The sequence below is a fragment of the Arthrobacter gyeryongensis genome (assembly GCF_039543785.1).
GTDB lineage: Bacteria > Actinomycetota > Actinomycetes > Actinomycetales > Micrococcaceae > Arthrobacter > Arthrobacter gyeryongensis.
Genome location: NZ_BAABKK010000001.1, coordinates 128,877 through 154,262, shown reverse-complemented (window position 1 = coordinate 154,262; position 25,386 = coordinate 128,877). Strand labels below are relative to the sequence as shown.

24 protein-coding genes are annotated in these 25,386 nt (G+C 63.4%); 20 read left to right on the top strand and 4 right to left on the bottom strand.

Annotated elements, in window-relative coordinates; translation table 11 throughout:
• The first annotated feature begins 2 nt into the window (after positions 1–2).
• The 16 genes from ABEA18_RS00710 to dnaE all read left to right on the top strand — a co-directional run bounded on the left by ABEA18_RS00710 (position 3) and on the right by dnaE (position 18,814).
• On the top strand, positions 3–1,493 hold the full coding sequence (locus tag ABEA18_RS00710) for a UDP-N-acetylmuramoyl-tripeptide--D-alanyl-D-alanine ligase (protein ID WP_345446896.1): 1,491 nt from the start codon (positions 3–5) through the stop codon (positions 1,491–1,493).
• Positions 1,490–2,599 (top strand): phospho-N-acetylmuramoyl-pentapeptide-transferase, encoded by a 1,110-nt coding sequence (gene mraY, locus ABEA18_RS00705; protein WP_345446893.1) that lies wholly within the window; start codon positions 1,490–1,492, stop codon positions 2,597–2,599. The genes ABEA18_RS00710 and mraY overlap by 4 nt, the downstream gene beginning before the upstream one ends.
• Positions 2,581–4,182 (top strand): UDP-N-acetylmuramoyl-L-alanine--D-glutamate ligase, encoded by a 1,602-nt coding sequence (gene murD, locus ABEA18_RS00700; protein ID WP_345446890.1) that lies wholly within the window; start codon positions 2,581–2,583, stop codon positions 4,180–4,182. Before mraY ends, murD begins: the two co-directional genes overlap by 19 nt.
• Positions 4,183–4,184: 2 nt before the next feature.
• Complete coding sequence (gene ftsW, locus ABEA18_RS00695) at positions 4,185–5,489, top strand: putative lipid II flippase FtsW (protein WP_345446887.1); 1,305 nt, start codon at positions 4,185–4,187, stop codon at positions 5,487–5,489.
• Between the two features lie 6 nt (positions 5,490–5,495).
• Complete coding sequence (gene murG / locus ABEA18_RS00690; RefSeq protein WP_345446884.1) at positions 5,496–6,602, top strand: undecaprenyldiphospho-muramoylpentapeptide beta-N-acetylglucosaminyltransferase; 1,107 nt, start codon at positions 5,496–5,498, stop codon at positions 6,600–6,602.
• Positions 6,599–7,972, top strand: coding sequence for a UDP-N-acetylmuramate--L-alanine ligase (murC, locus tag ABEA18_RS00685; RefSeq protein WP_345446881.1), 1,374 nt, complete (start codon positions 6,599–6,601; stop codon positions 7,970–7,972). Before murG ends, murC begins: the two co-directional genes overlap by 4 nt.
• Positions 7,965–8,804 carry a cell division protein FtsQ/DivIB gene (locus tag ABEA18_RS00680; protein ID WP_345446878.1) on the top strand — a complete coding sequence of 280 codons (840 nt, stop codon included), beginning with the start codon at positions 7,965–7,967 and terminating at the stop codon, positions 8,802–8,804. The genes murC and ABEA18_RS00680 overlap by 8 nt, the downstream gene beginning before the upstream one ends.
• A 215-nt stretch (positions 8,805–9,019) precedes the next feature.
• Complete coding sequence (gene ftsZ / locus ABEA18_RS00675) at positions 9,020–10,249, top strand: cell division protein FtsZ (protein WP_236816900.1); 1,230 nt, start codon at positions 9,020–9,022, stop codon at positions 10,247–10,249.
• 38 nt (positions 10,250–10,287) lie between these two features.
• Complete coding sequence (locus ABEA18_RS00670) at positions 10,288–10,983, top strand: purine nucleoside phosphorylase YfiH/LACC1 family protein (RefSeq protein WP_345446872.1); 696 nt, start codon at positions 10,288–10,290, stop codon at positions 10,981–10,983.
• A complete protein-coding gene (locus ABEA18_RS00665) occupies positions 10,976–11,725 on the top strand; it encodes a YggS family pyridoxal phosphate-dependent enzyme (RefSeq protein WP_345446869.1) in 750 nt (249 codons plus the stop codon). The genes ABEA18_RS00670 and ABEA18_RS00665 overlap by 8 nt, the downstream gene beginning before the upstream one ends.
• 88 nt (positions 11,726–11,813) lie before the next feature.
• On the top strand, positions 11,814–12,344 hold the full coding sequence (locus ABEA18_RS00660; RefSeq protein ID WP_345446866.1) for a cell division protein SepF: 531 nt from the start codon (positions 11,814–11,816) through the stop codon (positions 12,342–12,344).
• A 104-nt stretch (positions 12,345–12,448) separates the two neighbouring features.
• Positions 12,449–12,736: a YggT family protein gene (locus tag ABEA18_RS00655; protein WP_345446863.1), complete on the top strand. Its 288-nt coding sequence runs from the start codon at positions 12,449–12,451 to the stop codon at positions 12,734–12,736.
• A 164-nt stretch (positions 12,737–12,900) separates the two neighbouring features.
• Positions 12,901–13,581 (top strand): DivIVA domain-containing protein, encoded by a 681-nt coding sequence (locus tag ABEA18_RS00650; protein WP_236816909.1) that lies wholly within the window; start codon positions 12,901–12,903, stop codon positions 13,579–13,581.
• Positions 13,582–13,673: 92 nt separating this feature from the next.
• On the top strand, positions 13,674–14,276 hold the full coding sequence (lspA, locus tag ABEA18_RS00645) for a signal peptidase II (RefSeq protein WP_345446858.1): 603 nt from the start codon (positions 13,674–13,676) through the stop codon (positions 14,274–14,276).
• A complete protein-coding gene (locus ABEA18_RS00640; RefSeq protein ID WP_345446855.1) occupies positions 14,269–15,195 on the top strand; it encodes an RluA family pseudouridine synthase in 927 nt (308 codons plus the stop codon). Before lspA ends, ABEA18_RS00640 begins: the two co-directional genes overlap by 8 nt.
• A 61-nt stretch (positions 15,196–15,256) precedes the next feature.
• A complete protein-coding gene (gene dnaE, locus ABEA18_RS00635) occupies positions 15,257–18,814 on the top strand; it encodes a DNA polymerase III subunit alpha (RefSeq protein ID WP_345446852.1) in 3,558 nt (1,185 codons plus the stop codon).
• A gap of 52 nt (positions 18,815–18,866) precedes the next feature.
• Here the strand turns inward: dnaE and ABEA18_RS00630 are convergent, their stop codons facing one another.
• Positions 18,867–19,325: a flavin reductase family protein gene (locus ABEA18_RS00630; protein ID WP_425550457.1), complete on the bottom strand. Its 459-nt coding sequence runs from the start codon at positions 19,323–19,325 to the stop codon at positions 18,867–18,869.
• 158 nt (positions 19,326–19,483) lie between these two features.
• Between ABEA18_RS00630 and ABEA18_RS00625 the strand changes: the two genes are divergently transcribed.
• The 3 genes from ABEA18_RS00625 to nrdR all read left to right on the top strand — a co-directional run bounded on the left by ABEA18_RS00625 (position 19,484) and on the right by nrdR (position 22,097).
• Positions 19,484–20,035 (top strand): hypothetical protein, encoded by a 552-nt coding sequence (locus ABEA18_RS00625; protein WP_345446848.1) that lies wholly within the window; start codon positions 19,484–19,486, stop codon positions 20,033–20,035.
• A gap of 9 nt (positions 20,036–20,044) precedes the next feature.
• On the top strand, positions 20,045–21,415 hold the full coding sequence (hisD, locus tag ABEA18_RS00620; protein WP_345446845.1) for a histidinol dehydrogenase: 1,371 nt from the start codon (positions 20,045–20,047) through the stop codon (positions 21,413–21,415).
• Positions 21,416–21,584: 169 nt separating this feature from the next.
• Entirely contained in the window at positions 21,585–22,097 is a 513-nt protein-coding gene (gene nrdR / locus ABEA18_RS00615) for a transcriptional regulator NrdR (RefSeq protein WP_345446843.1), read from the top strand.
• A 153-nt stretch (positions 22,098–22,250) separates the two neighbouring features.
• Here the strand turns inward: nrdR and ppgK are convergent, their stop codons facing one another.
• On the bottom strand, positions 22,251–23,054 hold the full coding sequence (ppgK, locus tag ABEA18_RS00610; RefSeq protein WP_272909619.1) for a polyphosphate--glucose phosphotransferase: 804 nt from the start codon (positions 23,052–23,054) through the stop codon (positions 22,251–22,253).
• A 72-nt stretch (positions 23,055–23,126) separates the two neighbouring features.
• A complete protein-coding gene (gene map, locus ABEA18_RS00605; protein ID WP_345446840.1) occupies positions 23,127–24,005 on the bottom strand; it encodes a type I methionyl aminopeptidase in 879 nt (292 codons plus the stop codon).
• A 115-nt stretch (positions 24,006–24,120) separates the two neighbouring features.
• On the opposite strand from map, the gene ABEA18_RS00600 reads away from it, so the two are divergent.
• On the top strand, positions 24,121–24,285 hold the full coding sequence (locus ABEA18_RS00600; RefSeq protein WP_345446838.1) for an SPOR domain-containing protein: 165 nt from the start codon (positions 24,121–24,123) through the stop codon (positions 24,283–24,285).
• Positions 24,286–24,308: 23 nt separating this feature from the next.
• Here the strand turns inward: ABEA18_RS00600 and panB are convergent, their stop codons facing one another.
• Positions 24,309–25,220 (bottom strand): 3-methyl-2-oxobutanoate hydroxymethyltransferase, encoded by a 912-nt coding sequence (panB, locus tag ABEA18_RS00595; protein ID WP_345446836.1) that lies wholly within the window; start codon positions 25,218–25,220, stop codon positions 24,309–24,311.
• Positions 25,221–25,386: the final 166 nt, after the last annotated feature.

The window sequence follows — 25,386 nt, the reverse complement described above, 5'->3', positions numbered from 1 at the left end:
AGATGATTGCACTTACTGCGGCGGAGATCGCCGATATTACCAATGGCCGATTGGCAGCGGACCCCGGCATTGTCCCGGCGTCCATCGTTACCGACTCCCGTGAGGCGGCCGCCGGATCGCTGTACGTGGCCAAACCAGGTGAGAACGCTGACGGCCATGCGTACGTGGGCGCCGCTTTCGAGCGCGGGGCTGTCCTGGCGCTGACCGAGCGCGACGTTTCCGACGACGACGGCCGGCCGTACCCCGCCGTCGTCGTCGATGACGCCGTGATCGCGATGGGTGCCCTGGCCGCAGAGTCCGTTCGCCGCATCCGTGCCGCACGTACGGCCCAGGGGGAGCCCTTCACTGTCATCGGGATCACAGGCTCGGCGGGCAAGACAACTACCAAGGACTTGCTCGCGGGCATTCTTTCCCGGGCCGGCGCCACAGTTGCACCGCAGGGTTCATACAACGGTGAAGTCGGCGTGCCGCTCACCGTGTTCGGAGCCGATGCGGGCACGCGTTACCTCGTGATCGAAATGGGCGCCACCGGGGTCGGCCACATCAAATACCTCGCCGAGATGGTCCAACCGGACATCGGCGTCGTTCTTTGCGTCGGCACCGCCCACGCCGGCGAGTTCGGTGGGGTGGAGAACATAGCCAAGGCCAAGGGCGAACTCGTCGAAGCGCTGGGGCAGGACGGAACCGCCGTCATCAACCTCGACGACGCGCGCGTCGCGGCGATGGTCTCCCGCACCCAGGCCAAAGTGCTCGGAACCACCGCTACGGGCATTTCCGGCTCCCAGGTCGAAGCCAGGAACGCCGATATCGATGAAGACGGCCACCCGGAGTTCGAACTCATCCTTCCCGACGGCGGGGTCCCCCATCACGTCCACAGCAAGCTCATCGGTGCGCACCACGTCACCAACCTGCTTGCCGCCGCGGCCGCCGCGTTCGCGGCAGGCCTCCCTGCAGCCGGGATCGCCGATTCGCTGAGCGAGCAGTCCCCGGCCAGCCGGTGGAGAATGGAACGCACCGAGCGGGCCGACGGCGTCACCATCATCAACGACGCGTACAACGCGAATCCGGAATCCATGCGTGCAGCTTTGCGCACCCTCGCCGACCTCGGCCAGAGACGCCGCACCTGGGCGGTGCTGGGCGCGATGCTGGAACTCGGCGAAGATTCCATCCGCGAACACACCATAGTGGGGACGCAAGTGGTTCGCTTGAACATTTCCAGGCTCGTGGTGGTTGGCCGCGAAGCCCGGGCGCTGTACATTTCCGCGATCCAGGAAGGCTCCTGGGGCGACGAGTGCATTTTCGCCGAAACGGCCGACGAGGCCTACGAACTGCTGCAGGCCGAGCTCAAACCAGGCGACTTGGTGCTTTTCAAGTCCTCGAACGGGGTCGGCTTAAGGCATTTGGGGGATCGGATAGCATTACCTCCACAGGCCGGTACGAGTGCGAACACCGCGGCTGCAACTGCCGCCAATGAAGGGAACGAGCTGCTGTGATTGCACTGTTGATCGGCGCAGGCGTCGCCCTCCTGGTGGCCTTGGTGGGAACGCCACTCTTCATCCGGTTCCTCGTCACCAAGGGATACGGCCAGTTCATCCGCGACGACGGACCCACCTCGCACCACACCAAGCGTGGTACTCCCACCATGGGCGGGACGGTCGTGGTGGCCGCCGTGCTCATCAGCTACGGGTTGACCCACCTGATCATGTGGATGATGAACCCGCGATCACCGGGCCCGTCAGCTTCGGGCTTGCTCTTGTTGTTCCTGATGGTCGGCATGGGATTCGTTGGCTTCCTTGACGATTTCATCAAGATTTCCAAGCAACGCAGCCTCGGACTCAATGCCAAGGCCAAACTGATCCTTCAAGCCTTTGTTGGCATTGTCTTCGCAGTGCTCGCGCTGAACTTCCCCGACTCGCAGGGGATCACGCCGGCCTCCACCCATATTTCCCTTGTGCGGGACATTCCCTGGCTGAACCTGGCCTTCGGGGGAACCGTCCTCGGAGCCATCCTGTTTGTCATCTGGTCGAACCTGATCGTCACTGCGGCAACCAACGGCGTCAACCTGACGGACGGACTGGACGGCCTTGCCGCCGGCGCCTCCATCATGGTCTTCGGGGCGTACACACTCATGGGAATCTGGCAGAACAACCAGGCGTGCGGTTCACCCCGCGAGGCGGGCAGCGGGTGCTATTCGGTCCGCGACCCGCTCGATCTGGCGCTCCTGGCGGCTATTTGCAGTGCCGCGCTGGTGGGCTTCCTCTGGTGGAACACGTCTCCGGCGAAGATCTTCATGGGAGACACCGGTTCCCTGGCGATCGGCGGGGCGGTGGCAGGCTTTGCGATCCTCTCCCGCACCGAACTTCTTTTGGGCATCATCGGCGGGCTTTTCGTCCTCATCACGCTGTCGGTCATCATCCAGGTGGGCTACTTCAAGGTCACCAAGGGTAAGCGGGTCTTCAAAATGGCGCCCCTTCAGCATCATTTCGAACTCAAGGGCTGGGCGGAGATCACGGTGGTTGTCCGATTCTGGATTCTTTGTGGCTTGTTCGTGGCCGCAGGCCTTGGGATTTTCTATGCTGAATGGGTGGTGCTGCTGTGAGCGCAAGTCCTCAAACCAAGCCTTCTACCAACGACCGGCTCGAGAACCTCGTCAGCTGGGATTCCGACTGGAAGGGCCTGCGCGTCGTCGTGACTGGCATCGGCGTCTCCGGTTTCGCGGCCGCCGATACCTTGATCGAACTCGGTGCCCGGGTGGTGGTTGTTGACGCTGCCACGAGCGCTAAAGCCCTAGCACAGGCGGACACCTTGAAGATCGTCGGCGCAGCCGATGTCCTCCTCGGCCAGGACGCCGTCAAAACGCTGCCCCGCGTGGACGGTGAAAAGCCCGAACTCGTCGTGACGTCGCCGGGCTGGCGGCCGGATCAGTCCCTCCTGGCAGCTGCCAAAAGGGCCCACGTACCGGTGTGGGGCGACGTCGAGCTCGCCTGGCGGGTGCGTGAACGCAAGGGCCGCAAGACGGCGGACTGGCTCACGATCACGGGTACCAACGGCAAAACCACGACGGTGGGCATGACCGAAGCCATGCTGCAGGCAGCAGGGCTCAAGGCAATCGCCGTGGGGAATGTAGGCACCCCCATCCTGGACGCACTCCGTGACCCTGTGGAGTACGACGCTTTAGCGGTTGAGCTTTCCAGCTTCCAATTGCACTGGATCGAATCGCTCTCCCCGGTGGCGAGCGTCTGCCTCAACGTCGCCGAGGACCACGTCGACTGGCACGGCTCCTACGAGTCCTACCTCGCGGACAAGGCAAAGATCTTCGAGAACACCCAGAAGGCGTGCATCTACAACGCCGAGCAGATCGAGACCGAACGCATGGTGGAAAACGCCGACGTGGTGGAGGGTTGCCGGGCGATCGGTTTCACCACCTTGACGCCGGCCATCAGCATGCTCGGCGTGGTCGAGGGCTTGCTCGTGGACCGTGCGTTCATCGAAGAACGCAAGAGTTCTGCAGAGGAACTCGCGTCGCTGGCGGACCTGGGCACGGCTGCGCCGCGGCACATGGTTGCGAACGCACTGGCCGCCGCCGCACTGGTGCGCGCGTACGGCGTCGAACCGGCCGCAGTGCGTGAGGGGCTCAGGAACTATCTCCCCGGAGACCACCGTATCCAGCCTGTGGCCAAGCAGAACGGCGTCCTCTGGGTCAACGACTCCAAGGCGACCAATCCGCACGCTGCTTCTGCGGCCTTGTCGGCGTTCGATCGTGTCGTCTGGATCGCCGGCGGCCTGTCCAAGGGCGTCAACTACGACGACTTGGTCAAAAACAACGCGCGCAGGCTCAAAGCGGTGGTGCTGATCGGCTCCGACACCGCGGACCTGGAAGCCTCCCTCAAGCGACACGCAGCGGATGTGCCCGTAATCGGGCAGCCCAAGGGCGACACTGAAATGGTGCAGTCCGCCGATTCAGCTGGTACCGCCGCGGAACCGTCTCCGATCTTCGGCGACACCGTGATGGCCCATGCTGTCGAGTCGGCAGCAAGTATCGCCGAGCCCGGCGATACCGTGCTGATGGCCCCGGCGGCTGCCTCCATGGACCAGTTCTCTTCCTACGCTCACCGTGGCGATGCTTTCATCCGGGCAGTGCGCGAGCTTGTGGAAGGCCAGGCACAGACCACCGAGGAGTAACAATGGTCAGCACGCCCACGCGCAGCGGGCCCGGGCGGACCCGGGGCGGCAAGGCAGACCCCGCCGGACGCGCGGCAGGCGTGGCGCGGGCCTCGCTGCCGTCCCGCATCCGCTCGGGCATTTCCGGGTTTTGGTCGACCCTCGAGGGAAGCGGTAAATCGAGCGGCGGGTCAACGTACTACTTGATTCTTGGAGCTTCGCTTGCCCTGACGGCCATCGGGATCATCATGGTCCTGTCGGCGTCGAGCGTCGAAGCGATTGCGGCCGGCGAATCCCCGTACTCCATCGCCACCAAGCAAGGCATGTTCGCCGCGATCGGCATCGTCGCGATGCTGGTGCTTTCGCGGGTCAACGTCCTGTGGCTTAAGCGATTCGCATGGCCCTCGATCATCCTTGCCGGCGCCTTGCTGGTGCTGGTCCTGGTCATCGGCAAACGTGTTCTAGGCAACCAGAACTGGATCGAGATCGGCGGCTTCACGTTCCAGCCATCGGAGTACGCCAAGTTCGCGCTGGTGCTCTGGATGGCCACGGTTCTTTCCGTCAAGGCAAAACTCCTTGACAAATGGACGCACGCGCTGATCCCTGTCGTTCCGGTCTCCGCCGCCATCATCACCTTGATTGTCCTGGGACATGACCTCGGCACCTCGCTGGTGGTCATGCTCATCATGGCTGCGGGATTGTTTTTCGGCGGCGTCAACCTGAAGCTTTTCGCTGCGGCCGGTGGTGTTGCCGCAGCTGCCGCCCTGATCCTGGCGTTTACGAGTGGAAACCGAATGTGCCGGATCACCTCGTGGATGGGGCAGAGCTGCGCAGGGGCAAGCGACATCGGATTCCAAAGCGAACAGGGGCTCAGCGCCCTTGCTTCGGGAGGTTGGCTTGGTGTTGGGCTTGGCCAGAGCCGGCAAAAATACCAGTGGATTCCCGAAGCCCACAACGACTTCATCTTCGCTGTCATCGGGGAAGAACTCGGGCTTGTGGGGACGATCGTGGTCCTGGTGCTTTTTGCCTTGCTCGCCGTTGCCATCTACCGGGTCGTCAGCCACCAGGAAGACTTGTTCGCCCGGGTGCTCGGCGGATCGATCATGGCGTGGATGCTTGGACAGGCCGCGATCAACATGGCGATGGTGGCAGGCCTGCTCCCCGTGATCGGCGTGCCGCTGCCTTTCATTTCCTATGGGGGTTCAGCGTTGGTGATGTCGCTATGCGGCGTGGGCGTAGTGTTGTCTTTGGCCCGCGCCCAAATGGCTCCTGCCAGCCGCTCCAAGCCGCGCTGGCGATTTGCAAAAACTGCACGAAAGCGTACATAGCACTCCATGAATTCCCAGCCCAAGCCCCTCTCCGTGGTCCTCGCCGGCGGCGGGACCGCCGGACACATCAGCCCCTTGCTTGCCATTGCCGATGCCATCAAGTCGCTGCGGCCCGATGCCAGGATCCTTGCCGTCGGCACACCCAACGGCATGGAAACGCGCCTCGTTCCGGCTGCCGGCTACGAGTTGGCCACCATCGACCGGGTTCCGTTTCCCCGGAAGCCCTCCGCGGATCTGCTCAAACTTCCCGGCAGGCTCGCGGCCGCCGTCAAGCAAGCCGGGCGCATTCTCGACGACGCGCAGGCCGACGTCCTCCTCGGCGTCGGCGGCTATGTCTGCACTCCTATGTACCTCGCGGCGTGGCGTCGCAGGATCCCCATCGTCATCCACGAGGCCAACACGCGCGCCGGGCTTGCGAACCGGGTAGGAGCGATGTTCACCAAACATGTGGGCGTGGCCTTCCCCGAGACCCGGCTACGGCACGCCCGCCACGTGGGGATGCCCATGCGCAAGGCCATCGCCGGTTTGGACCGGGCGGCTTGGCGAGCGGACGCCAGGCAGTCGCTCGGTCTGGACGCCGGACAGCCCGCACTCATCGTGACGGGCGGTTCCTCCGGCGCCCAGAGCATCAACCGCACCATTGCCGGAGCCGTCGCCGCGTTGTCGGAAGCCGGTATCCAGACACTGCACATCACCGGCCGCGGCAAGGCAATGACGAACGACGACGGCGCCCCATTGGCTGCCGACGGCTACCACCAGGTGGAATACGTGGACGGCATGGAGGACGTCTACGCGGCCGCAGACGTCCTCCTTGCCCGATCCGGCGCGGCAACCGTCAGCGAGGTGGCCGCCGTCGGGCTCCCTGCGGTCTTCGTTCCGCTGCCCATCGGAAACGGCGAGCAGGCAATGAACGCCTCCGCGCTGGTCAAAGCCGGGGCGGCGCTTTTGGTCGATGACCGGGCCCTCACCGCGGAATGGCTCAAGGCCGAGTTGATTCCGTTGCTCACGGATCAAGCCCGCCTTGAGGAAATGGCCAGCAAGGCAAAGGAACTTGGCATCAGAAATGCTGATCGGCGGATGGCCGATCTCGTCTTGGAAGCGGTAACCGAATGACCCAGCCCCTCGCAGACATCGATTCCCTCGGCAGGGTCCATTTCATCGGCATCGGCGGCGTGGGCATGTCCGCCGTCGCACGCATCATGGTGGCCAGGGGCGTTCCGGTGAGCGGTTCCGACGCCAAGGACCTTCCCGTCATGCACGACCTCCGGTCCGCGGGGGCCCGGATCGCAGTCGGCTACGCCGCGGAAAACCTTCGCGACGCGCAGACCGTCGTCGCGGGTTCGGCCATCAGGGCGGACAATCCGGAGCTGGAAGCGGCCCGGGCGGCCGGCCTTCCGGTGCTCCACCGCTCGGAGGCCCTCGCGGCGACCATGGGCGCAGACCGTGTGGTGACCGTGGCCGGCACGCATGGCAAGTCCACCACCACCTCAATGGTTGCCGTGTTGCTCAAGGAAGCGGGCCTCGATCCGTCCTTCGCCATCGGGGCCAACGTGCCCGCCCTCGGTGTCAACGCAGCGCACGGCACCTCGGATATCTTCGTCGCCGAAGCCGATGAATCGGACGGTTCCTTCCTCAACTACCGGCCCCTCATCGCCGTCGTCACCAACGTCGAGGCCGACCACCTCGACTACTACGGCACGCCTGAGGCTGTCTACGCCTCTTTCGACAGCTTCGCGGCACTCCTGCCCGCCAACGGCCTTCTGTTCGCCTGCGCGGACGACGACGGCGCCCGGGGACTAGCGGAACGGACCCGTGCTGCGGGCAATACCCGGGTGCTGAGCTACGGGACCGCGGAGGACGCGGATATCCGCCTGCACGATGGGGGACCCGGCGATGTCCTGGTTTCTATCGACGGGCAGGAATACCGCCTTGACCTTCAAGTGCCCGGGCGGCACAACGCGTTGAACGCGGCGGCCGCGTTCGGCGTCGCAGTCGAGCTCGGCGTGGCGCCCCAGGCTGCCGCGGCCGCCCTCGGCCATTTCACCGGAGCATCGCGGCGATTCGAGTTCAAAGGACAGGGGAGGGGCGTGCGTGTCTACGACGACTACGCCCACCACCCCACGGAAGTCCGGGCCGCCTTGTCCGCTGCCCGCTCTGTGGCAGGCGGAAACAAGGTGCACGTGCTCTTCCAGCCCCATCTGTTTTCGCGCACCCGCGAGTTCGCGGAACAGTTCGCAGAAGCGCTTGGCGAGGCGGATACGGCCCTCGTGCTGGACATCTACCCTGCCCGCGAGGATCCCATTCCAGGAGTCACGAGTACCTTGATCACGGGGCGCCTCAAGAGCGGCAGGCTCGTAGCCGGCGGACAGGAAGCGCTGGACGCGGTTCTTTCCGCGGCCGGCGAGGGTGACATCGTCCTGACTGTGGGAGCGGGCGACGTGACGGCCTACGGGCCCCGGATCGTGGAGCTGTTGGGTGGCTGACACCCGGAAGCCGACTTTCAAGCCGCAGGCAGGCACCCGGCCCGGAGTCGTCAGTGCTGAACGCAGCCTCGACGATCCCGTCGGAGGCCCTTCGGGGTCCGCCGGCGGCAAGGACAACAATGTGGTGGCCTTTCCGGAGCCCAAGGGACGCAAGCGGCGGCGGACGGTGATCACGGCCTTGGCCATTATTGTGGCCCTTGTCGCCGGAATAATCGTTGCGGCCATCTACTCGCCGGTGTTCGCCGTGCGCACAGTGACGGTCGACGGCACCAAGCTGCTCCAGGCGGGGAGCGTCCAGAAGGCCCTGGAACCGGTGAAGGGGAAACCCCTTCCACAAATCAGCGACGCCGAGATTGCCGCGCTGCTCAAGCCCCTCGTCCAGGTGCGCTCCGTCAGTACCGAAGCCCGCCCGCCGTCGGAACTCTTGGTCCACGTCGTCGAACGGGTACCCGTGGCCCTGGTCAAGAGCGGCGACAACTATTCACTGGTTGACGTCGACGGCGTCCAGCTCGGATCAACCGCCGATACCGCATCGGTTGCCTTGCCCCTCATCGATGGGCAAGGAGCCAACCAGAATCTCTTCAGGGCGATCACTGCAGTTCTTGCCACCCTGCCGGAGGATGTCCTTGCCAAGATGGCCAGCGCGTCGGCTTCGTCGCCGGACGCCGTCGAGCTCAAGCTCACGGACGGCAAGATCGTTGTGTGGGGGAATGCGGACGAGAAGGAGCTGAAGGCGCGCGTCCTCCAGGCGTTGCTTAAGGCTCCCGCCAATCCAAAAGTTCCGGTGAATGTCTACGATGTCAGCGTACCAAGGCACCCGTTCACCAAATAGGCCATTTCAGGAAGTAACCTCACTGACGCACAGGGCTATTTTTCGGACTTTCACACGACACGCGGAGGCGGTCATTGAATGTCGGATTCATAGCCCATACCGTCACTTAAGAGTTACTTGACATAACTATAACCTTCAACTAGAGGGTTAAGGTCCAAGAATTCAAGTTGGACTCGATCTGTTTCGCTATAGGACACAAGCAAGGGGCACGAAACGTGGCAGCACCGCAGAATTACTTGGCCGTCATCAAGGTCGTCGGCATCGGCGGCGGTGGCGTGAATGCAGTTAACCGAATGATCGAAGTCGGCCTCCGCGGCGTCGAGTTCATCGCCATCAACACCGATGCCCAGGCTCTCCTCATGAGCGACGCCGACGTCAAGCTTGACGTCGGACGCGAGCTCACACGCGGTCTGGGAGCCGGCGCCAACCCCGACGTCGGACGCCAGGCCGCCGAGGACCACGCCGATGAGATCGAAGAGGTTATCCGCGGAGCCGACATGGTCTTCGTCACCGCAGGCGAAGGCGGCGGCACCGGAACCGGCGGCGCCCCCGTCGTGGCCCGGATCGCCCGTTCGCTCGGCGCCCTGACCATCGGTGTCGTCACGCGGCCCTTCACCTTCGAAGGCCGCAGGCGCGCCGGTTCGGCCGAAGCCGGAATCGACGCCCTGCGCGACGAAGTCGATACCCTCATCGTCATTCCCAACGACCGCCTCCTGTCCATCAGCGACCGTAACGTCTCCGTCCTGGACGCTTTCCGTTCCGCTGACCAAGTACTCCTGTCCGGTGTCCAGGGCATCACGGACCTCATCACCACCCCGGGCCTGATCAACCTCGACTTCGCCGACGTCAAGTCGGTCATGCAGGGCGCAGGCTCCGCGCTGATGGGTATCGGCTCCGCGCGCGGCGAGGACCGCGCTGTCAAGGCCGCGGAACTCGCCATCGCTTCTCCGCTTCTGGAAGCCTCGATCGACGGCGCCCACGGCGTCCTGCTTTCCATCCAGGGCGGCTCGGACCTCGGCCTGTTCGAAATCAACGAAGCCGCGAGGCTCGTGCAGGAAGTGGCCCACCCCGAAGCCAACATCATCTTCGGTGCCGTCATCGACGACGCCTTGGGCGACGAAGCACGCGTCACGGTTATCGCCGCTGGTTTTGACGACGTCAAGGCCACATCACCGTCAATGAACCAGTCTGCTGCCCAGCAGCCCGGTCAGCACCAGGCCCCCGCGGCCCCGGATCGTCCTGCGCCCTCAGCTGCACCGGCCTATTCCGCGCCGCAGCACGTTTCCGCCGGCGTCGGCGCTTCCGGCTTGAGCAACTGGGGCCAGCAGCGCCCTTCGGCGTTGCCGGCTGACTCGGGCTTCGACGTCGACCTCCCGGCCGTCGTCGAACCGGACCTTTCGGGAAGCCGCACCGACGACCTCGATGTTCCGGACTTCCTGAAGTAGCAGGTCTGTTCAAACCCACCCAGGAGAGTTAGCCCGTAGTGTTTTGGTGGCGAAAAGAAGTGCGGCCCGGAATTTCGGTTGCCTTCTCCGATGACGATGCGGGCAACCTTGCACTGCACGTGGCGGACAATCCTGACGATGTCATGGCGCGCCGGGTCCGGCTGGAAGCGGCAGCGGGGCTCGGCGAACGCCATTTCCAATACATGAACCAGGTCCATGGAAAAGCCGTCGAATTCATCTCCGTGCACGGAGACGGACCAACGGCCGACGCCATGGTGTCCCGGGGACAGCCTCTTGCGGTCATGGTGGCCGATTGTGTCCCCGTCGTGCTATTGGGCGACGTCGAGGACGAATCCGATCCGGTTCTTGCTGTGGTCCACGCCGGCCGGCCCGGGGTTGCCGCGGACATCGTTTCGGCCACTGTGGTGAATATGCGAAGCCGCGGTGCGGCGACCATCAGCGCCTGGGTGGGCCCTTCCATCTGCGGTGCATGCTACGAAGTTCCCGAACAATTGCGGACGGACGTAGTTGCCGCGGTCCCGGAAACCTGGTCCACAACCTCCTGGGGTACGCCCGCACTGGATCTGCCCGCCGGTGTGCGCGCCCAGCTGGAGGCCGTCGGCGTCACGGTCGAGTACTCGGGGGAGTGCACGCTGGAGACTGCTCGGCTTTACTCGTATAGGCGCAATCAGCAAACGGGCCGATTTGCAGGTTTGGTGTGGACCCATGAGTGAGAATTTCCCGACGGCGGAAAGCGCCGCGGGCGATCCACGGACCGCCGAGCTGCGCGAACGGCTCGCCGCGGTCCGCCAACGGATTTCGGCGGCAACCGCGGCGGCCGGGCGAAGCGAAGAGCCGCAACTGATAGTCGTCAGCAAGTTCCATCCCGCAGCGGACGTAGCCCGGCTGGCGGGACTTGGCGTGACCGACGTCGGAGAAAACCGCGACCAGGAAGCGGCCGCGAAGTCTTCCGAGCTGGCCGGACTCCCGGTGCGTTGGCACTTCATCGGCCAATTGCAAAGCAACAAGGCCAAATCCGTAGCGAAATACGCATTTTCCGTGCAATCGATCGACCGTCCGCAACTCGCCGAGGCCCTTGCCAAGGTTGTCGCCCGCCAGCAATCCGAGTCCGGCAGAGAGGACCTTGACTGCTACATCCAGGTCAGCCTTGAGGACGACGGCGGCGCCCACCGCGGCGGTGCCGCTCAGTCCGACGTCGAGCGCCTCGCCGAATCCATCGCTACAGCCGCCGGGCTGCGCCTGGCCGGAGTGATGGCCGTCGCGCCGCTCGGCGCGCCCCCGGAGGAAGCGTTCGAGAAACTCGCCGCCATTTCACGGGATTTGCGGAGGCTGCATCCGGACGCCGTGGGGATATCCGCCGGGATGAGCCAGGACCTCGAAGCCGCCGTTCAATTTGGTGCGACACACCTGCGAATTGGCTCGGATATTCTCGGTTCGCGTCCGCGGGTGGGGTAGCGTCAAAGTATTGGAAGCGACGGGCCGGGATTTCAGCGATGTCAAGTCATGGGCGGCCCGCCTACTGCAGACACGATAGGAGTCCAGCATGGCTGGCGCATTGCGCAAGACAATGGTTTATCTTGGGCTCGCCGATGGCGATGAACACTACGAGTCTGAGCAGCACATGCAGCACGCGGACGAGGACCGGTCTGTTGACCACAATCGTGAAGAGCGCCGCGCCCCTGCACCTGTACGTGAAGTAGTTCGTGAAGTCCCCCCTGTCGCCGAAGAGGAATACCGCGCACCCGTGACACCTATCAAGCGTGCGGCATCTAGCCGCGAAGACGCCTCCGGACTGAGGCAGATCACCACCGTCCATCCCCGTTCCTACAATGACGCCAAGATCATCGGCGAAAGTTTCCGGGACGGCATCCCCGTGATCATGAACGTCACCGACATGGGCGAGGGAGATGCCAAGCGCCTCGTCGATTTTTCCGCCGGGTTGGTCTTCGGACTCCATGGCAGCATTGAGCGCGTCACCAGCAAGGTTTTCCTGTTGTCGCCGTCGTACGTCGAGGTTCTTGGCGACGACAAGAAGGTCAGCGAAGCCCAAGCAACGTTCTTCAACCAGAGCTAGCACGGTCATCACCGAATGCCAGGCAGAGCGATCTGCCTGGCATCTGTGTTGCAATAGAGGGACTGACCGAGAAAAGTAGCGAACTAGGAGATCTGAGCTAACCCGTGGGCATAGTTTTCGGCCTTTTGTACATTGCATTGCTGCTGTTCCTGGTCACCCTCATCGTCAGGCTCGTTTTCGATCTGGTGCAGATGTTTGCGCGGCAGTGGCGCCCCCGTGGCGGAGCCCTCGTGGCCGCGCACGTGGTCTATTCGGTGACTGATCCGCCCTTGAAACGGATCCGCCGGCTGATCCCGCCACTGCAGCTTGGCGGGGTGTCCCTTGACCTGGCATTCCTCATCGTGTTTATTGTCGTCAGCATCGCGATGGGATTCGTCTACACGCTGGCGTAGCTTTTCCGCAGGCCATTTTCCGTCAATCTGTTTCGTCGGCGAGTGGGCTGCAATCTCCGACCCAACACGATGGTGTTGAATTGGGGGAATCAGATGATATTTAGGTACCGTAGTTTTGAACGGCCGGAAGGCCTACTGACTAACTAGACCAACGAGGTGACCAGATGGCTTTGACGCCAGAAGACGTTGTCAACAAGCGCTTTCAGCCGACCAAGTTCCGCGAAGGCTACGACCAGGACGAGGTCGACGACTTTCTCGACGAAATCGTCGTCGAGCTGAGGCGTTTGAACCAAGAGAACGACGAGCTGCGCAAGAAGCTCGGCGAAGCTGGCAACCCAGTGGCCGCCAGCGCGGCATCGGCACCCGTGGTCGAGAAGGTGCCCGCACCCGTGAAGGCCGACAAGGACGCACACGCCAAGGCGGAAGCCGAAGCGAAGGCCGAGGCTGAGAAGAAGAAGGAGCCGGCTGTTGCCGCCGCTCCGGTTCCGGCCGCACCTTCGGCCGGCTCTCCCTCCGCCGAGTCCGCAGCCGGTCTGCTGGCCATGGCTCAGCAGATGCACGACAAGCACGTGGCCGATGGCGAGCAGCAGAAGGAAAAGATCATTGCCGAGGCACAGATCGAAGCTTCCAGCCTCGTCAACGACGCGCAGGACAAGTCCCGCAAGATCCTCGGCGCCCTAGAGCAGCAGCGCAGCGTTCTCGAACGCAAGGTGGAGCAGCTCCGCGGCTTCGAGCGCGACTACCGCTCCCGCCTGAAGGCCTACATTGAAGGCCAGCTGCGTGACCTGGATGCCCGCGGCTCAGTTGCGGCTCCTGAGGTCGGCGAAGCCGCCGCAGAGGTCTAGCAAGTATTCTGAAAGCCGGTGGCTGGGGATTCCTCGGCCACCGGCTTTCGCCTGTTAAGGCGCAGAAGCCACAGTTACCGAATGAAAGTACTATGAGCGACGAACAAATTGACGGCACCACGGAGCCGGTCCGCATCAAAGCCCACACGTGGCGTCCCGCACTGCTTTGGGTCTTTGCAGGCTTCGCCGTGTTCGCTTACGCCTTCGATCAACTGACCAAACTCTGGGTCACCAGCACCATGATCGAAGGCGAGCGGATCCCCGTCCTTCCTCCGCTCCTGCACTGGTACTACATCCGAAACTCGGGCGCTGCGTTCTCCATCGGTGAAAACGTCACCTGGGTCTTCACGATCGTCATGGCGGCCGTTTCAGTGGTGATCCTTTTCCAAGTGCGTCGATTGGGGTCTGTCTGGTGGTCCCTGGCACTCGGCTTGCTGCTTGGTGGTGCGCTCGGAAACCTCACGGACCGCCTTTTCCGCGAGCCTTCTTTCGCCATGGGCCACGTCGTGGACTTCATCCAGTTGCCCAACTTCGCTATTTTCAACATCGCCGACTCTGCGGTGGTTTCCAGCGTCGTGATTATCTGCCTGTTGACTTTGCGGGGAATCGGGCTCGATGGCTCCCGCCACCACTCCACCGGTTCGGCGCCGGAAAAGTCCGGCACGCCGGAGGGTGAGGATCCGGGCGATGTCTGAGCAATTCGTGGTGCCTGATGAGTTGGGCGGGGCCAGGGCCGACGCAGCCTTGGCGAAACTGATGGATATCTCCCGCTCCGCAGCCGCCTTGCTGATCGCCGAGGGCAACGTCACCATCTCGGCAACTACGCTGGGCAAATCGGCAAAACTCGTTGCCGGGTCCGTGCTGGAAGTCACCGTTCCGGAACGCCGGGATCCCTTGGAAGTCGTGGAGGAAGTCGTGGAAGGCCTGAATATCCTGTTGGACGATGACGACTTTGTCGTCATCGACAAGCCTGTTGGCGTGGCGGCGCACCCGTCCCCAGGTTGGGTCGGCCCTACCGTGGTGGGCGGCCTCGCCGGTGCGGGATACCGGATCTCAACGTCCGGCGCGCCTGAACGTGCCGGCATCGTCCATCGTCTCGACGTCGGAACCTCCGGCGTCATGGTCGTGGCCAAGAGCGAACAGGCTTACACGGTGCTCAAGCGGGCCTTCAAGGAACGCACGGTGGAGAAGGTGTACCACGCAGTGGTCCAGGGCCTGCCGGATCCACTGGAGGGCACCATAGACGCGCCCATCGGGCGCCACCCGGGGCATGATTGGCGTTTCGCGGTGATCGAGGATGGCCGTCCCTCCGTGACGCATTACGAAGTCCTCGAGGCCTATGGCAAGGCGACCCTCGTGGAAATTCACCTTGAGACAGGCAGGACACACCAGATCCGGGTTCATTTTTCGGCCCTCAGGCACCCTTGCGCGGGCGATCTGACCTATGGGGCGGACCCGCGTTTGGCTGCCAACCTGGGTCTTACCCGGCAGTGGCTGCACGCGCGGCGGCTTGGCTTCAACCACCCCCGGACCGGCGAATGGGTGGAAGTCACCAGCGAGTATCCGGCGGATCTGCAATACGCGCTGGAGCTCCTTGAAAGCGGTAATGCGTAGGCGGATCCTCGCCTCCAGCGCGCCACTCCAACTGCGCGGGCCCTGCCGGTAGACTGTCGTGGTGACTTCCAGCAATGACTCGTTCGTCCATCTGCACACCCACACCGAATACTCCATGCTGGATGGTGCGGCACGTCTCACTGAGTTGTTCGACGAGACCGAGCGGCTGGGCATGCCTGCGCTGGCCACCACGGACCACGGATACCTGTTCGGTGCCTTCGATTTCTGGAAGAAGGCCACGGACAAAGGCATCAAGCCGATCATCGGCGTCGAAGCCTATGTCACGCCGGGCACGGCGCGCGGCGACAAAGAGCGCGTTCGCTGGGGCGACGAGGGCCAGCGCAAGGACGACGTTTCCGGTGGTGGTTCCTACACCCACATGACGTTGTTGAGCTACAACAACGTCGGCATGCGCAATCTGTTCCGGGCATCCTCGATTGCTTCGCTCGACTCGGTGTTCGGCAAATGGCCCCGCCTTGACCGGGAGTTGCTGAACACCTATTCCGAAGGCCTGATCGCCACCACCGGATGCCCTTCCGGTGAAGTCCAGACCCGCCTTCGGCTCGGGCAGTACCGGGAGGCGCTGGCCGCGGCTTCCGAGTTCCGCGACATCTTCGGTGCGGAAAACTACTTCTGCGAACTGATGGACCATGGCCTGGACATCGAACGGCGGGTCACCGGCGACCTGCTGCGTTTGGCCAAGGAACTAAAACTTCCGCTCGTGGCCACCAATGACCTCCACTACACGCATGAGCATGACGCGAAGGCACACGAGGCCCTCTTGGCGATCCAGTCGGGCTCCACGCTGCTCGAGCCCACCTATGACAACGGCGGCTCGCGGTTTGCGTTCTCCGGCAGCGGCTACTACTTGAAGTCACCGCAGGAGATGCGCGAGTTGTTCCGCGACCATCCCGAAGCCTGCGACAACACCTTGTTGATCGCAGAGCGCTGCGAAGTGTCCTTCAATACGGGCGCGAACTACATGCCGCGGTTCCCTTGTCCTCCCGGCGAGGACGAGACATCCTGGCTCGTCAAGGAAGTAGCCACGGGGCTCGACTACCGCTACCCGAACGGCGTCCCGGACAAGGTACGGAAGCAAGCCGACTATGAGCTTGAGGTCATCACGTCCATGGGCTTCCCGGGATACTTCCTGGTGGTGGCCGACTTCATCAACTGGGCCAAGAACAACGGAATCAGGGTGGGCCCGGGCCGTGGTTCGGGTGCGGGCTCCATGGTGGCGTATGCCATGCGCATCACCGACCTCGACCCGCTGGAACACGGCCTGATCTTCGAGCGCTTCCTCAACCCGGACCGCGTGTCCATGCCCGACTTCGACGTCGACTTCGATGATCGTCGCCGTTCCGAGGTCATCGACTACGTCACCCGGAAGTACGGCGACGAGCGCGTGGCCATGATTGTCACCTACGGCACCATCAAGACCAAGCAGGCGCTCAAGGACTCCTCCCGTGTGCTCGGCTACCCGTTCAGCATGGGTGAACAGCTCACCAAGGCGTTGCCGCCGGCCGTGATGGCCAAGGACATCCCGCTGGCGGACATCCAGAACCCCGAGGCCAAGCGCTATGGCGAGGCCGGAGACTTCCGCCAGCTCATCAGCACGGACCCGGAGGCCGCCAAGGTCTTCGAGACCGCGCTGGGCATCGAGGGGCTGAAGCGGCAGTGGGGCGTACATGCCGCGGGTGTCATCATGTCTTCGGACCCCATCATCGACGTCATTCCTGTCATGCGACGCATCCAGGACGGCCAGGTCATCACGCAGTTCGATTACCCGACGTCCGAAGGCCTTGGCCTGATCAAGATGGACTTCCTGGGCTTGAGGAACCTGACGATCATTTCCGACGCCCTGGAAAACATCAAGATGAACCGAGGCGTCGACCTCGATCTCGAGCACCTGTCGTTGGACGATCCGGCGTCGTACGAGTTGCTGGCGCGCGGCGACACTTTGGGAGTCTTCCAGCTCGACGGCGGGCCCATGCGGTCGCTGCTCAAGCTCATGAAGCCTGACAACTTCGAAGACATCTCCGCCGTGTTGGCGCTGTACCGGCCAGGTCCCATGGGCGCCAACGCCCACACGGATTACGCCCTGCGTAAGAACAAGATCCAGGAAGTCATCCCGATCCACCCGGAGCTCGAGGAACCGCTCTCCGAAATCCTCGGCGGAACGTATGGCCTGATCGTCTACCAGGAGCAGGTCATGGCCGTGGCCCAGAAGCTGGCCGGCTACTCACTTGGTCAAGCCGATATCCTCCGGCGCGCCATGGGCAAGAAGAAGAAATCCGAACTGGACAAGCAGTTTGCCGGCTTCTCCCAAGGCATGCAGGACAACGGCTATTCCATGGACGCCGTCAAGACCTTGTGGGACATCCTGCTCCCGTTCTCCGACTACGCCTTCAACAAGGCGCACTCCGCCGCGTACGGGGTCATTTCCTACTGGACCGCGTACCTGAAGGCCCACTTCGCTCCCGAATACATGGCCGCCCTGCTCACTTCCGTGGGCGACGACAAGGACAAATCGGCCATCTACCTCAATGAATGCCGGCGCATGGGCATTACGGTCCTGCCGCCGGACGTCAACGAGTCAAGCCTCAACTTCACCCCTGTCGGAACCGACATCCGCTTCGGAATGGGGGCTATCCGCAACGTCGGCGTCAACGTCGTGGAAGCCATGGTGGCGGCCCGGGCGAGCGAGGGCGCCTACACCTCCTTCAAGGACTTCCTCATGAAGGTTCCGGCGGTGGTCTGCAACAAGCGCACCATCGAGTCCCTCATCAAGGCCGGTGCATTCGACTCCCTCGGCCATCACCGCCGTGCGCTGGCGATGGTCCACGAAGAAGCGATCGATTCGGTCATCACGCTCAAACGCAATGAGGCGATCGGCCAGTTCGATCTCTTCGCCGGATTCGAGGACCAGGAGCCGCAAGCCTCCCTGAGCACGGAGATCCCGGACCTGCCGGAATGGGAGAAGAAAGACAAGCTCGCCTTCGAGCGGGACATGCTCGGACTCTATGTCTCGGACCACCCCCTGCAAGGGCTTGAGGGCGTGTTGAGCCAGCATGCCGAGCAATCGATCACTTCGATCCTGGGAGAAGACGGACCGCACGACGGCGCCATCGTCACCATTGCGGGCATGATCACCTCGCTCAGCCGCAGGATTGCCAAGGCAAGCGGCAACGCCTACGCGCGGGCGGAGATCGAAGACCTGGGCGGTTCCATCGAAGTCATGTTCTTCGGCCAGGTCTACGGCCCCATCGCCTCGGTCCTCGCGGAGGACCTGATCGTGGTGGTCAAGGGCCGCCTGCAGCGGCGCGACGACGGTGCGGTCACCTTGAACTGCATGGAGCTCTCGGTCCCGGACCTGAGCGAAAGCACCAACGGTCCCCTCGTCATCACGATGCCCACCTACAAGGCAACCGAGGCCGTCGTCACTGATCTTCGCGATGTTTTGACCACCCACCGGGGAAACTCCGAGGTCCGGCTCCACCTGCAAGGTGACTCGAAGGTCGAGGTCATGGGACTGCCGGTGCACATGCGCGTGAATCCCACCCCGTCGCTTTTCGGTGATCTCAAGGTACTTCTCGGCCCGACCTGCCTGGACAGTTGATGAGCCCAGCTTCCTGAACAGCCAGCCGGTGACGTTAGATCTCCTGCCTTAACTAGATCTCATAATCGATCGGGACCGGCTGGCCGTAGGAGCCCGAGTGGTACAGCAGGGGAGTATCGTCCTCGCCGACCAGCCCGTCGACAACCTCCACCACCACGATCGCGTTGTTTTCGAAGGACAGGCGCATCTGGATCTTGCCGATCAGCCAACCGGCCACGTTCTTGAGGATGGGGACATCGAAGGGCCCCGGCTCCCAATGATCGCCCTCAAACCTTTCCTGGGTACGGGCGAAGCGGTCTGCGAGGGCCTGGTTCTCGAGGCCGAGCATGTGCAGGCCGATATACGTCGAATTCGCCACTGCCGGCCAGGAACTGGAACTACGGGACATGTTGAACGTGAAGCGGGGCGGCTCTGCAGACAGCGAAGCCACGGACGTCGCCGTGAAGCCGAAAGGCTTGCCGTTGAGGTCGGCAGTGATGATGGCCACCCCCGCGGCATGCCGGCGGAACATTTGCTTGAATGTTGCTTCAAAAGCCGGATTGTCCGAAGCCACTTTGCCGATCTCCTGCGTGAGCTAGTGGTAATAACGCTGATGGATTCAGCGTATTCCGCTGCCCGCCGGCACGCTTGCTTCTTGGGCGTCCAGAAACGTTTGTTAATGTTTGTGTCATGACCAAGCCAACATCGAACCTTCTCGACTCCGGCCCCGCGAGGGACACGGACCCGGACACAGGCACGAACACGCGGGATCGCAAATGGTGGCTTTGGCTCGCGGTGCCCGCCGCCTCGGGCGTTGGGCTGGGTCTCGCGTGGTGGCTGTTGGCTCCGGGCGGTCTCAACGTGATCTCCGGAAATCCTGCCCTCGCCGATCCGACAGCCCCGGCGGGTCGGCTTCCGAGGGACTTGGTCCTGGCCGGGCTTCTGCTTCTTTCCGGCTGTTTCACAGCAGTCCTGCTCGACAGCAAGGTCCGGAGGCCCGGGCACGGTATCCGCACGTTCCTTGCAGTCCTGGGTGGCGCGGCAGGGGCCCTGGTGGCTTGGCAGGTGGGTCTGCTGGCCGCGCAGTGGTGGGGTGCCGCCCCAAGCGGAAGTGACGGCTTCTCCTTGCGGTCGTTGACGGCACTTTTGCTGTGGCCAGGGTCGACGGCCCTTGTCACATTCCTCCTGACTCTTTTCGGCTTGATGGGAAAGCAGCCGGAGGCACCGCCGCTTGCCCCGTAAAATGGTCTGGTGACCATTAATCCGGAGACTCCTGCCGAAACCGCCCAGCCCCTGGACTTCCGCCGCATTGACTTGCGCGGACGGTCCCTGACCTTGGCGGAACTGCGGGCCGTGGTGCCCCGGGCGAAGCATCAGACCATGGCTGACGCTGAGCAAAAAGTGCTGGACATCATTGCGGCCGTCCGTTCCCGCGGCTTCGAGGCGCTTGGGGAGTTCGCGCTGGCGTTCGACGGCGTGGAGCAGTCCCACCCGCGCGTGCCGGCCGCCGCCCTTGCTGAAGCCCTTGAGAACCTGGATCCGTCGGTCCGCGCGGCGCTGGAGGAATCCATCAGCCGTGCCCGGCGCTTTGCTGACGGCCAACGGCCCGCGAACGTCGATGTGGAACTGGGGGACGGCGCCGTCGTCAGCCAGAATTGGGTGCCGGTGGGCCGCGTGGGGCTGTATGTTCCCGGCGGCCTGGCCGTCTACCCTTCCTCAGTGATCATGAACGTCGTTCCGGCGCTGGCTGCCGGGGTCGCCTCGATCGCCTTGGCGTCTCCGCCCCAGAAGGACTTCGGAGGCTTGCCCCACCCCACCATCCTGGCCGCGGCCGCTTTGCTCGGCATCAACGAGGTGTATGCCATCGGAGGGGCCCAGGCGATTGTTTCCTTTGCCTACGGTATCCCCGGGGCTGCCGACGATCAGCCCATCGAGCCCGTGGACGTCGTGACCGGTCCCGGAAACATCTTCGTCGCCACCGCCAAGCGGCTTGTGAAAGGCGTCGTGGGGATCGACTCCGAGGCCGGCACTACCGAGATCGCCATCCTGGCTGATGCTTCCGCCCGTCCGGAGCTCGTGGCTGCGGACCTCATCAGCCAGGCCGAGCACGACCCCAAGGCGGCGTCTGTCCTGATCACCGATTCCGAGGAACTCGCCTCCGCGGTGCAGCGGGAACTCGCGGTGCAGGCAGGAACCACGAAGCACGGTGAGCGAGTCACCACGGCATTGTCGGGCCCACAGTCAGGCGTGGTGCTGGTGGACGATATCGAGCAGGGGATTGCGGTCTGCGATGCGTACGCGGCAGAACATTTGGAAATCATGACGGCGGACGCGGCCGTGGTGGCCGCAAGGATCCGCAACGCCGGCGCGATTTTCGTAGGGGACTACAGCCCGGTCAGCCTCGGAGACTACTGTGCAGGCTCCAACCACGTTTTGCCCACGAGCGGTACAGCGGCCTTCTCTTCCGGACTGAACGTGACAACATTCCTTCGTGCCGTCCAGGTGATCAACTACGACAAGGCTGCCTTGGAACAGGTCAGCAAACACATCGTGAGCCTCGCCGACGCCGAAGACCTTCCCGGCCACGGCGACGCCGTCAAGATTCGTTTCGCGGGGCCCTAAACCACTACATGTATGGGTAACAACCACTACATATAGTAATTACAGTCTTGTCATTAGGCCTTATGTAGCCGTAAACTGGTGCCGGAAGTCAAACTTCCGGCACCATTTGCGTCCCCGGCCGATGCCGCCGTGGGGACAGGGGGCCGGAACCAAGCAGGGGAGGCCCAGCGTGTATTGTCCGTTCTGCCGAAACCCCGACTCACGCGTTGTGGACAGTCGGATGGCCGACGACGGCTCAGCCATCCGCCGTCGGCGCCAGTGCCCCGAGTGCGGACGCCGGTTCACCACCGTGGAGACCACAAGCCTTTCCGTCATAAAACGCTCCGGCGTGGGAGAGCCCTTCAGCCGGATCAAGATCATCAACGGCGTTCGGAAGGCCTGCCAGGGACGTCCCGTGACTGAAGACGACCTCGCGATGCTGGCCCAGGAAGTCGAGGAAAATATCCGCTCTTCCGGCGCGGCTGAAATCGACGCCCACGAGGTCGGCCTGGCCATCCTGGGACCACTCCAGAAACTCGACGAAGTCGCCTACTTGCGATTTGCCAGCGTTTACCAGGCCTTCGAATCGCTTGAGGACTTCGAATCGGCCATTTCGCTGCTCCGCCACGAAGCCGAAAGCGCAGCAGCCGGGAATGCGGCGAAAATCGCCAAGGGCAAGAGCTCCGAGAAGAGCCCCATCTAGCTCCGGTGGTGGCAGCGGAGGGGAAGCCGCAGCCACCACCGGCATCACTTCTACCGTCCGCCCGAGCAGTTGACAAACGACGGCGTACCCCTCTGCGGCCGCCCTTAGGCAATCGCAGAGGGGCACGCCGTCGTCCATCCGGAAGGCTGCCTACTACTTGGCCAGCTTGTGGTGGAGGGCGACGTCAAGCGCGGCCCCCACGATTCCGGCGTCGTTCTTCAGTTCTGCGGTGACGATGCGGGTCCGCAGATTCAGGTGGGGGAAGTATTCGTCCGAACGCTTCGAAATACCGCCACCGATGATGAAGAGTTCCGGGGAGAACAGGAACTCGACGTGGGAGAGATAGCGCTGCAGCAGCACGCTGTACTCTTCCCAGCTCAAGCCGTCGCGTTCACGGGCCACGGCGGATGCCTTCGTTTCGGCGTCGTGGCCGTCCACTTCGAGGTGGCCGAGCTCGGCGTTGGGCACCAGGTGCCCGTTGAAGATGAAGGCTGAGCCGATGCCTGTCCCGAGTGTGATGACCAGGACCGTGCCGTCGACGCCTTCGCCTGCGCCGTAGCGGGCTTCAGCGAGTCCGGCTGCGTCGGCGTCGTTGATGACCTCGACGGGACGGTCCAGTCGCTTGGTGAGCAGCGAATCAATGTCGGTGTCGAGCCAGGACTTGTCCACGTTGGCGGCAGAGCGGACCACGCCGTGCTGGATGATTCCGGGGAAGGTGACTCCCACGGGCGAACCCTTGGCGGGGGCATCCTCGCGGGCCGACAATTCCTCGACGATCTGTGCGATAACTTCGGCGACGGCTTCGGGAGTGGCAGGCTGCGGCGTCGGGATACGAAGGCGGTCCCCGAGCAGCTTGCCCTTCTTGAGATCGACGATGCCGCCCTTGATGCCGGTGCCACCGACGTCGATGCCGATCAGCGGGCCGTTCTTGTGGATCTTCTCATCCTTCTTGGTCAATGCGTTTCCGTTCATGGCAGGAGGGGTGGGCATGTCGCAGCACGAACGGCTGCAGGTGACCTTCCGGCGAGCTTAAGGAAGAGTCAGGATTTCGGCGCCGGTCTCGGTGACCAACAGGGTGTGTTCGAATTGCGCGGTCCGCTTGTGGTCGCGGGTGACTACGGTCCATTCATCGGGCCACATGTCCCACTCGATCGTTCCGAGGGTGAGCATGGGTTCAATCGTAAAGACCATGCCGGCTTCGATGACCGTGTTGTAGGCCGGCGCGGCGTCGTAGTGGGGGATGATCAGGCCCGTGTGGAAAGCCTCGCCGACGCCGTGGCCGGTGAAGTCGCGGACCACGCCGTAACCGAAGCGTTTCGCGTACGACTGGATGGCGCGGCCGATCACGTTGATTTCGCGGCCAGGCGCTACGGCCTTGATGGCCCGGTTGAGCGACTCCCGGGTGCGTTCAACGAGAAATCGCGACTCGTCGTCGACGTCTCCCACCAGGAAGGTGTAGTTCGTGTCGCCGTGGACGCCGTTGATGTAGGCCGTGATGTCGATGTTCAGGATGTCGCCGTCCTGGACGACGGTGCTGTCCGGAATGCCATGGCAGATGACCTCGTTGAGCGAGGAGCACAGGGACTTGGGGAAGCCCCGGTAGCCAAGAGTAGACGGGTAGGCGTTGTGGTCCAGGATGAACTCGTGGCCGATCCGGTCCAACTGGTCGGTCGTGACCCCCGGCTCGATGTGCTTGCCGACCTCGACGATCGCCTGGGCCGCGATTTTGCTGGCGATGCGGATCTTCTCGATGGTTTCCGCCGATTTGACCTCTGAACCGGTGAACTTCGCCGGTCCAGGCTTGCCGACGTACTCCGGGCGCGGGATGGACGCCGGTACCGGCAGCTGTGGGCTGACGGTTCCACGGGTGAGCGTGCCGATGGGTGCGGTCAGAGCGGGAGAAGGCATAGATTGATCATATAAGGGACGCACGAGACGCAAGTAACTAAGTAGCTAAATATCGGCCCGCACGCAGGGCAACCGGCCCCGCCGAGCTTACGGCGGGATTCGCAAAGGAGAAACCGTGGCGGAGTTCTGGTACAACGTTCAGACACACCAAATCGAAGAGGACGCGTTGTCCGACTGGTCCCAGTTGATCGGTCCTTACAAGACCCGCGAGGAAGCCGAGCATGCCCTCGAAAAGGTCAAGGCCCGCAACGAAGCCTGGGACAAAGACGAAGAGGACTAGCTCCGACGAGGGCCGCTCTGGTCCTAGAAGGAGTGTTCCGGGCCCGGGAACTGGCCGGACCTGACGTCGTCGGCGTACGCCTTCGCCGCTTCGCTCAGGGTGGTGCGCAGATCCGCATATTGCTTGACGAACTTGGCCATCTTGCCGCCGCGCAGTCCAGCCATGTCCTGCCACACCAGGACCTGTCCCGTGGTCGCGTTGCCTGCGCCGATTCCGATAGTCGGCACGTCAATGGCTGCATCGACGGCGGCCGCGGTTTCCGCGGGAACCATCTCCATGAGTACACAGAACGCTCCGGCATTTGCGAGGGCAACGGCGTCTTCGACGAGGCGTGCAGCGTCATCTCCCCGGCCCTGGACGCGGTAGCCGCCCAGTGAGTGTTCGCTCTGGGGCGTGAAGCCGATGTGCGCCATGACGGGAATGCCTGCCTGGACCATGGCCCGCACAGTTCCCGCATAGAACGCGCCGCCTTCGATCTTGACGGCGTGTGCCAGGCCTTCCTTCAGGAAGCGCACGCCTGTTGCCACTGCCTGCTCCGGAGACACTTCGTAGCTGCCGAAGGGAAGATCGGCCACAACCAAGGCACGCTTGGCGGATCGGGCCACTGCGCGGCACAAGGGGAGGAGTTCGTCGACGGTCACCGGGAGGCTGGTTTCGTTCCCGAAGACGTTGTTGGAGGCCGAATCGCCGATCAGCAACACCTCGATGCCGGCCTGGTCGAAAATTTCGGCCGTGTATTGCTCGTAGGCGGTCAACATAGCAAAGCGCTCACCCTTTGCCTTGGCCTGTTGCAGGTGATGGGTGCGGATCCGGGCGGCGGGCTTCGGCGTTGAAGCAACCGCTGAAGCCCCGGAACCTGCAGCGGCAGGTCCGGTTCCGTAAGGCGCAGGAACTTCGGCGGGCATGCTGGAATCGGAACTGTTGCTTGGGGCCATGAATAGAGCGTATGCGGTACCGGCCGTCCTAGCCACCGGCGCATGAGGAGCCTCACATTTGTAAACGCTGTGTTACGCGGTCCGGGGGTGCAGCCAATCCGGGCCAATGCTTAGTAGAGTGAATGCTGAGTTGTCGTCGGCTTCGAACCCCGAACCCGCGGCATGG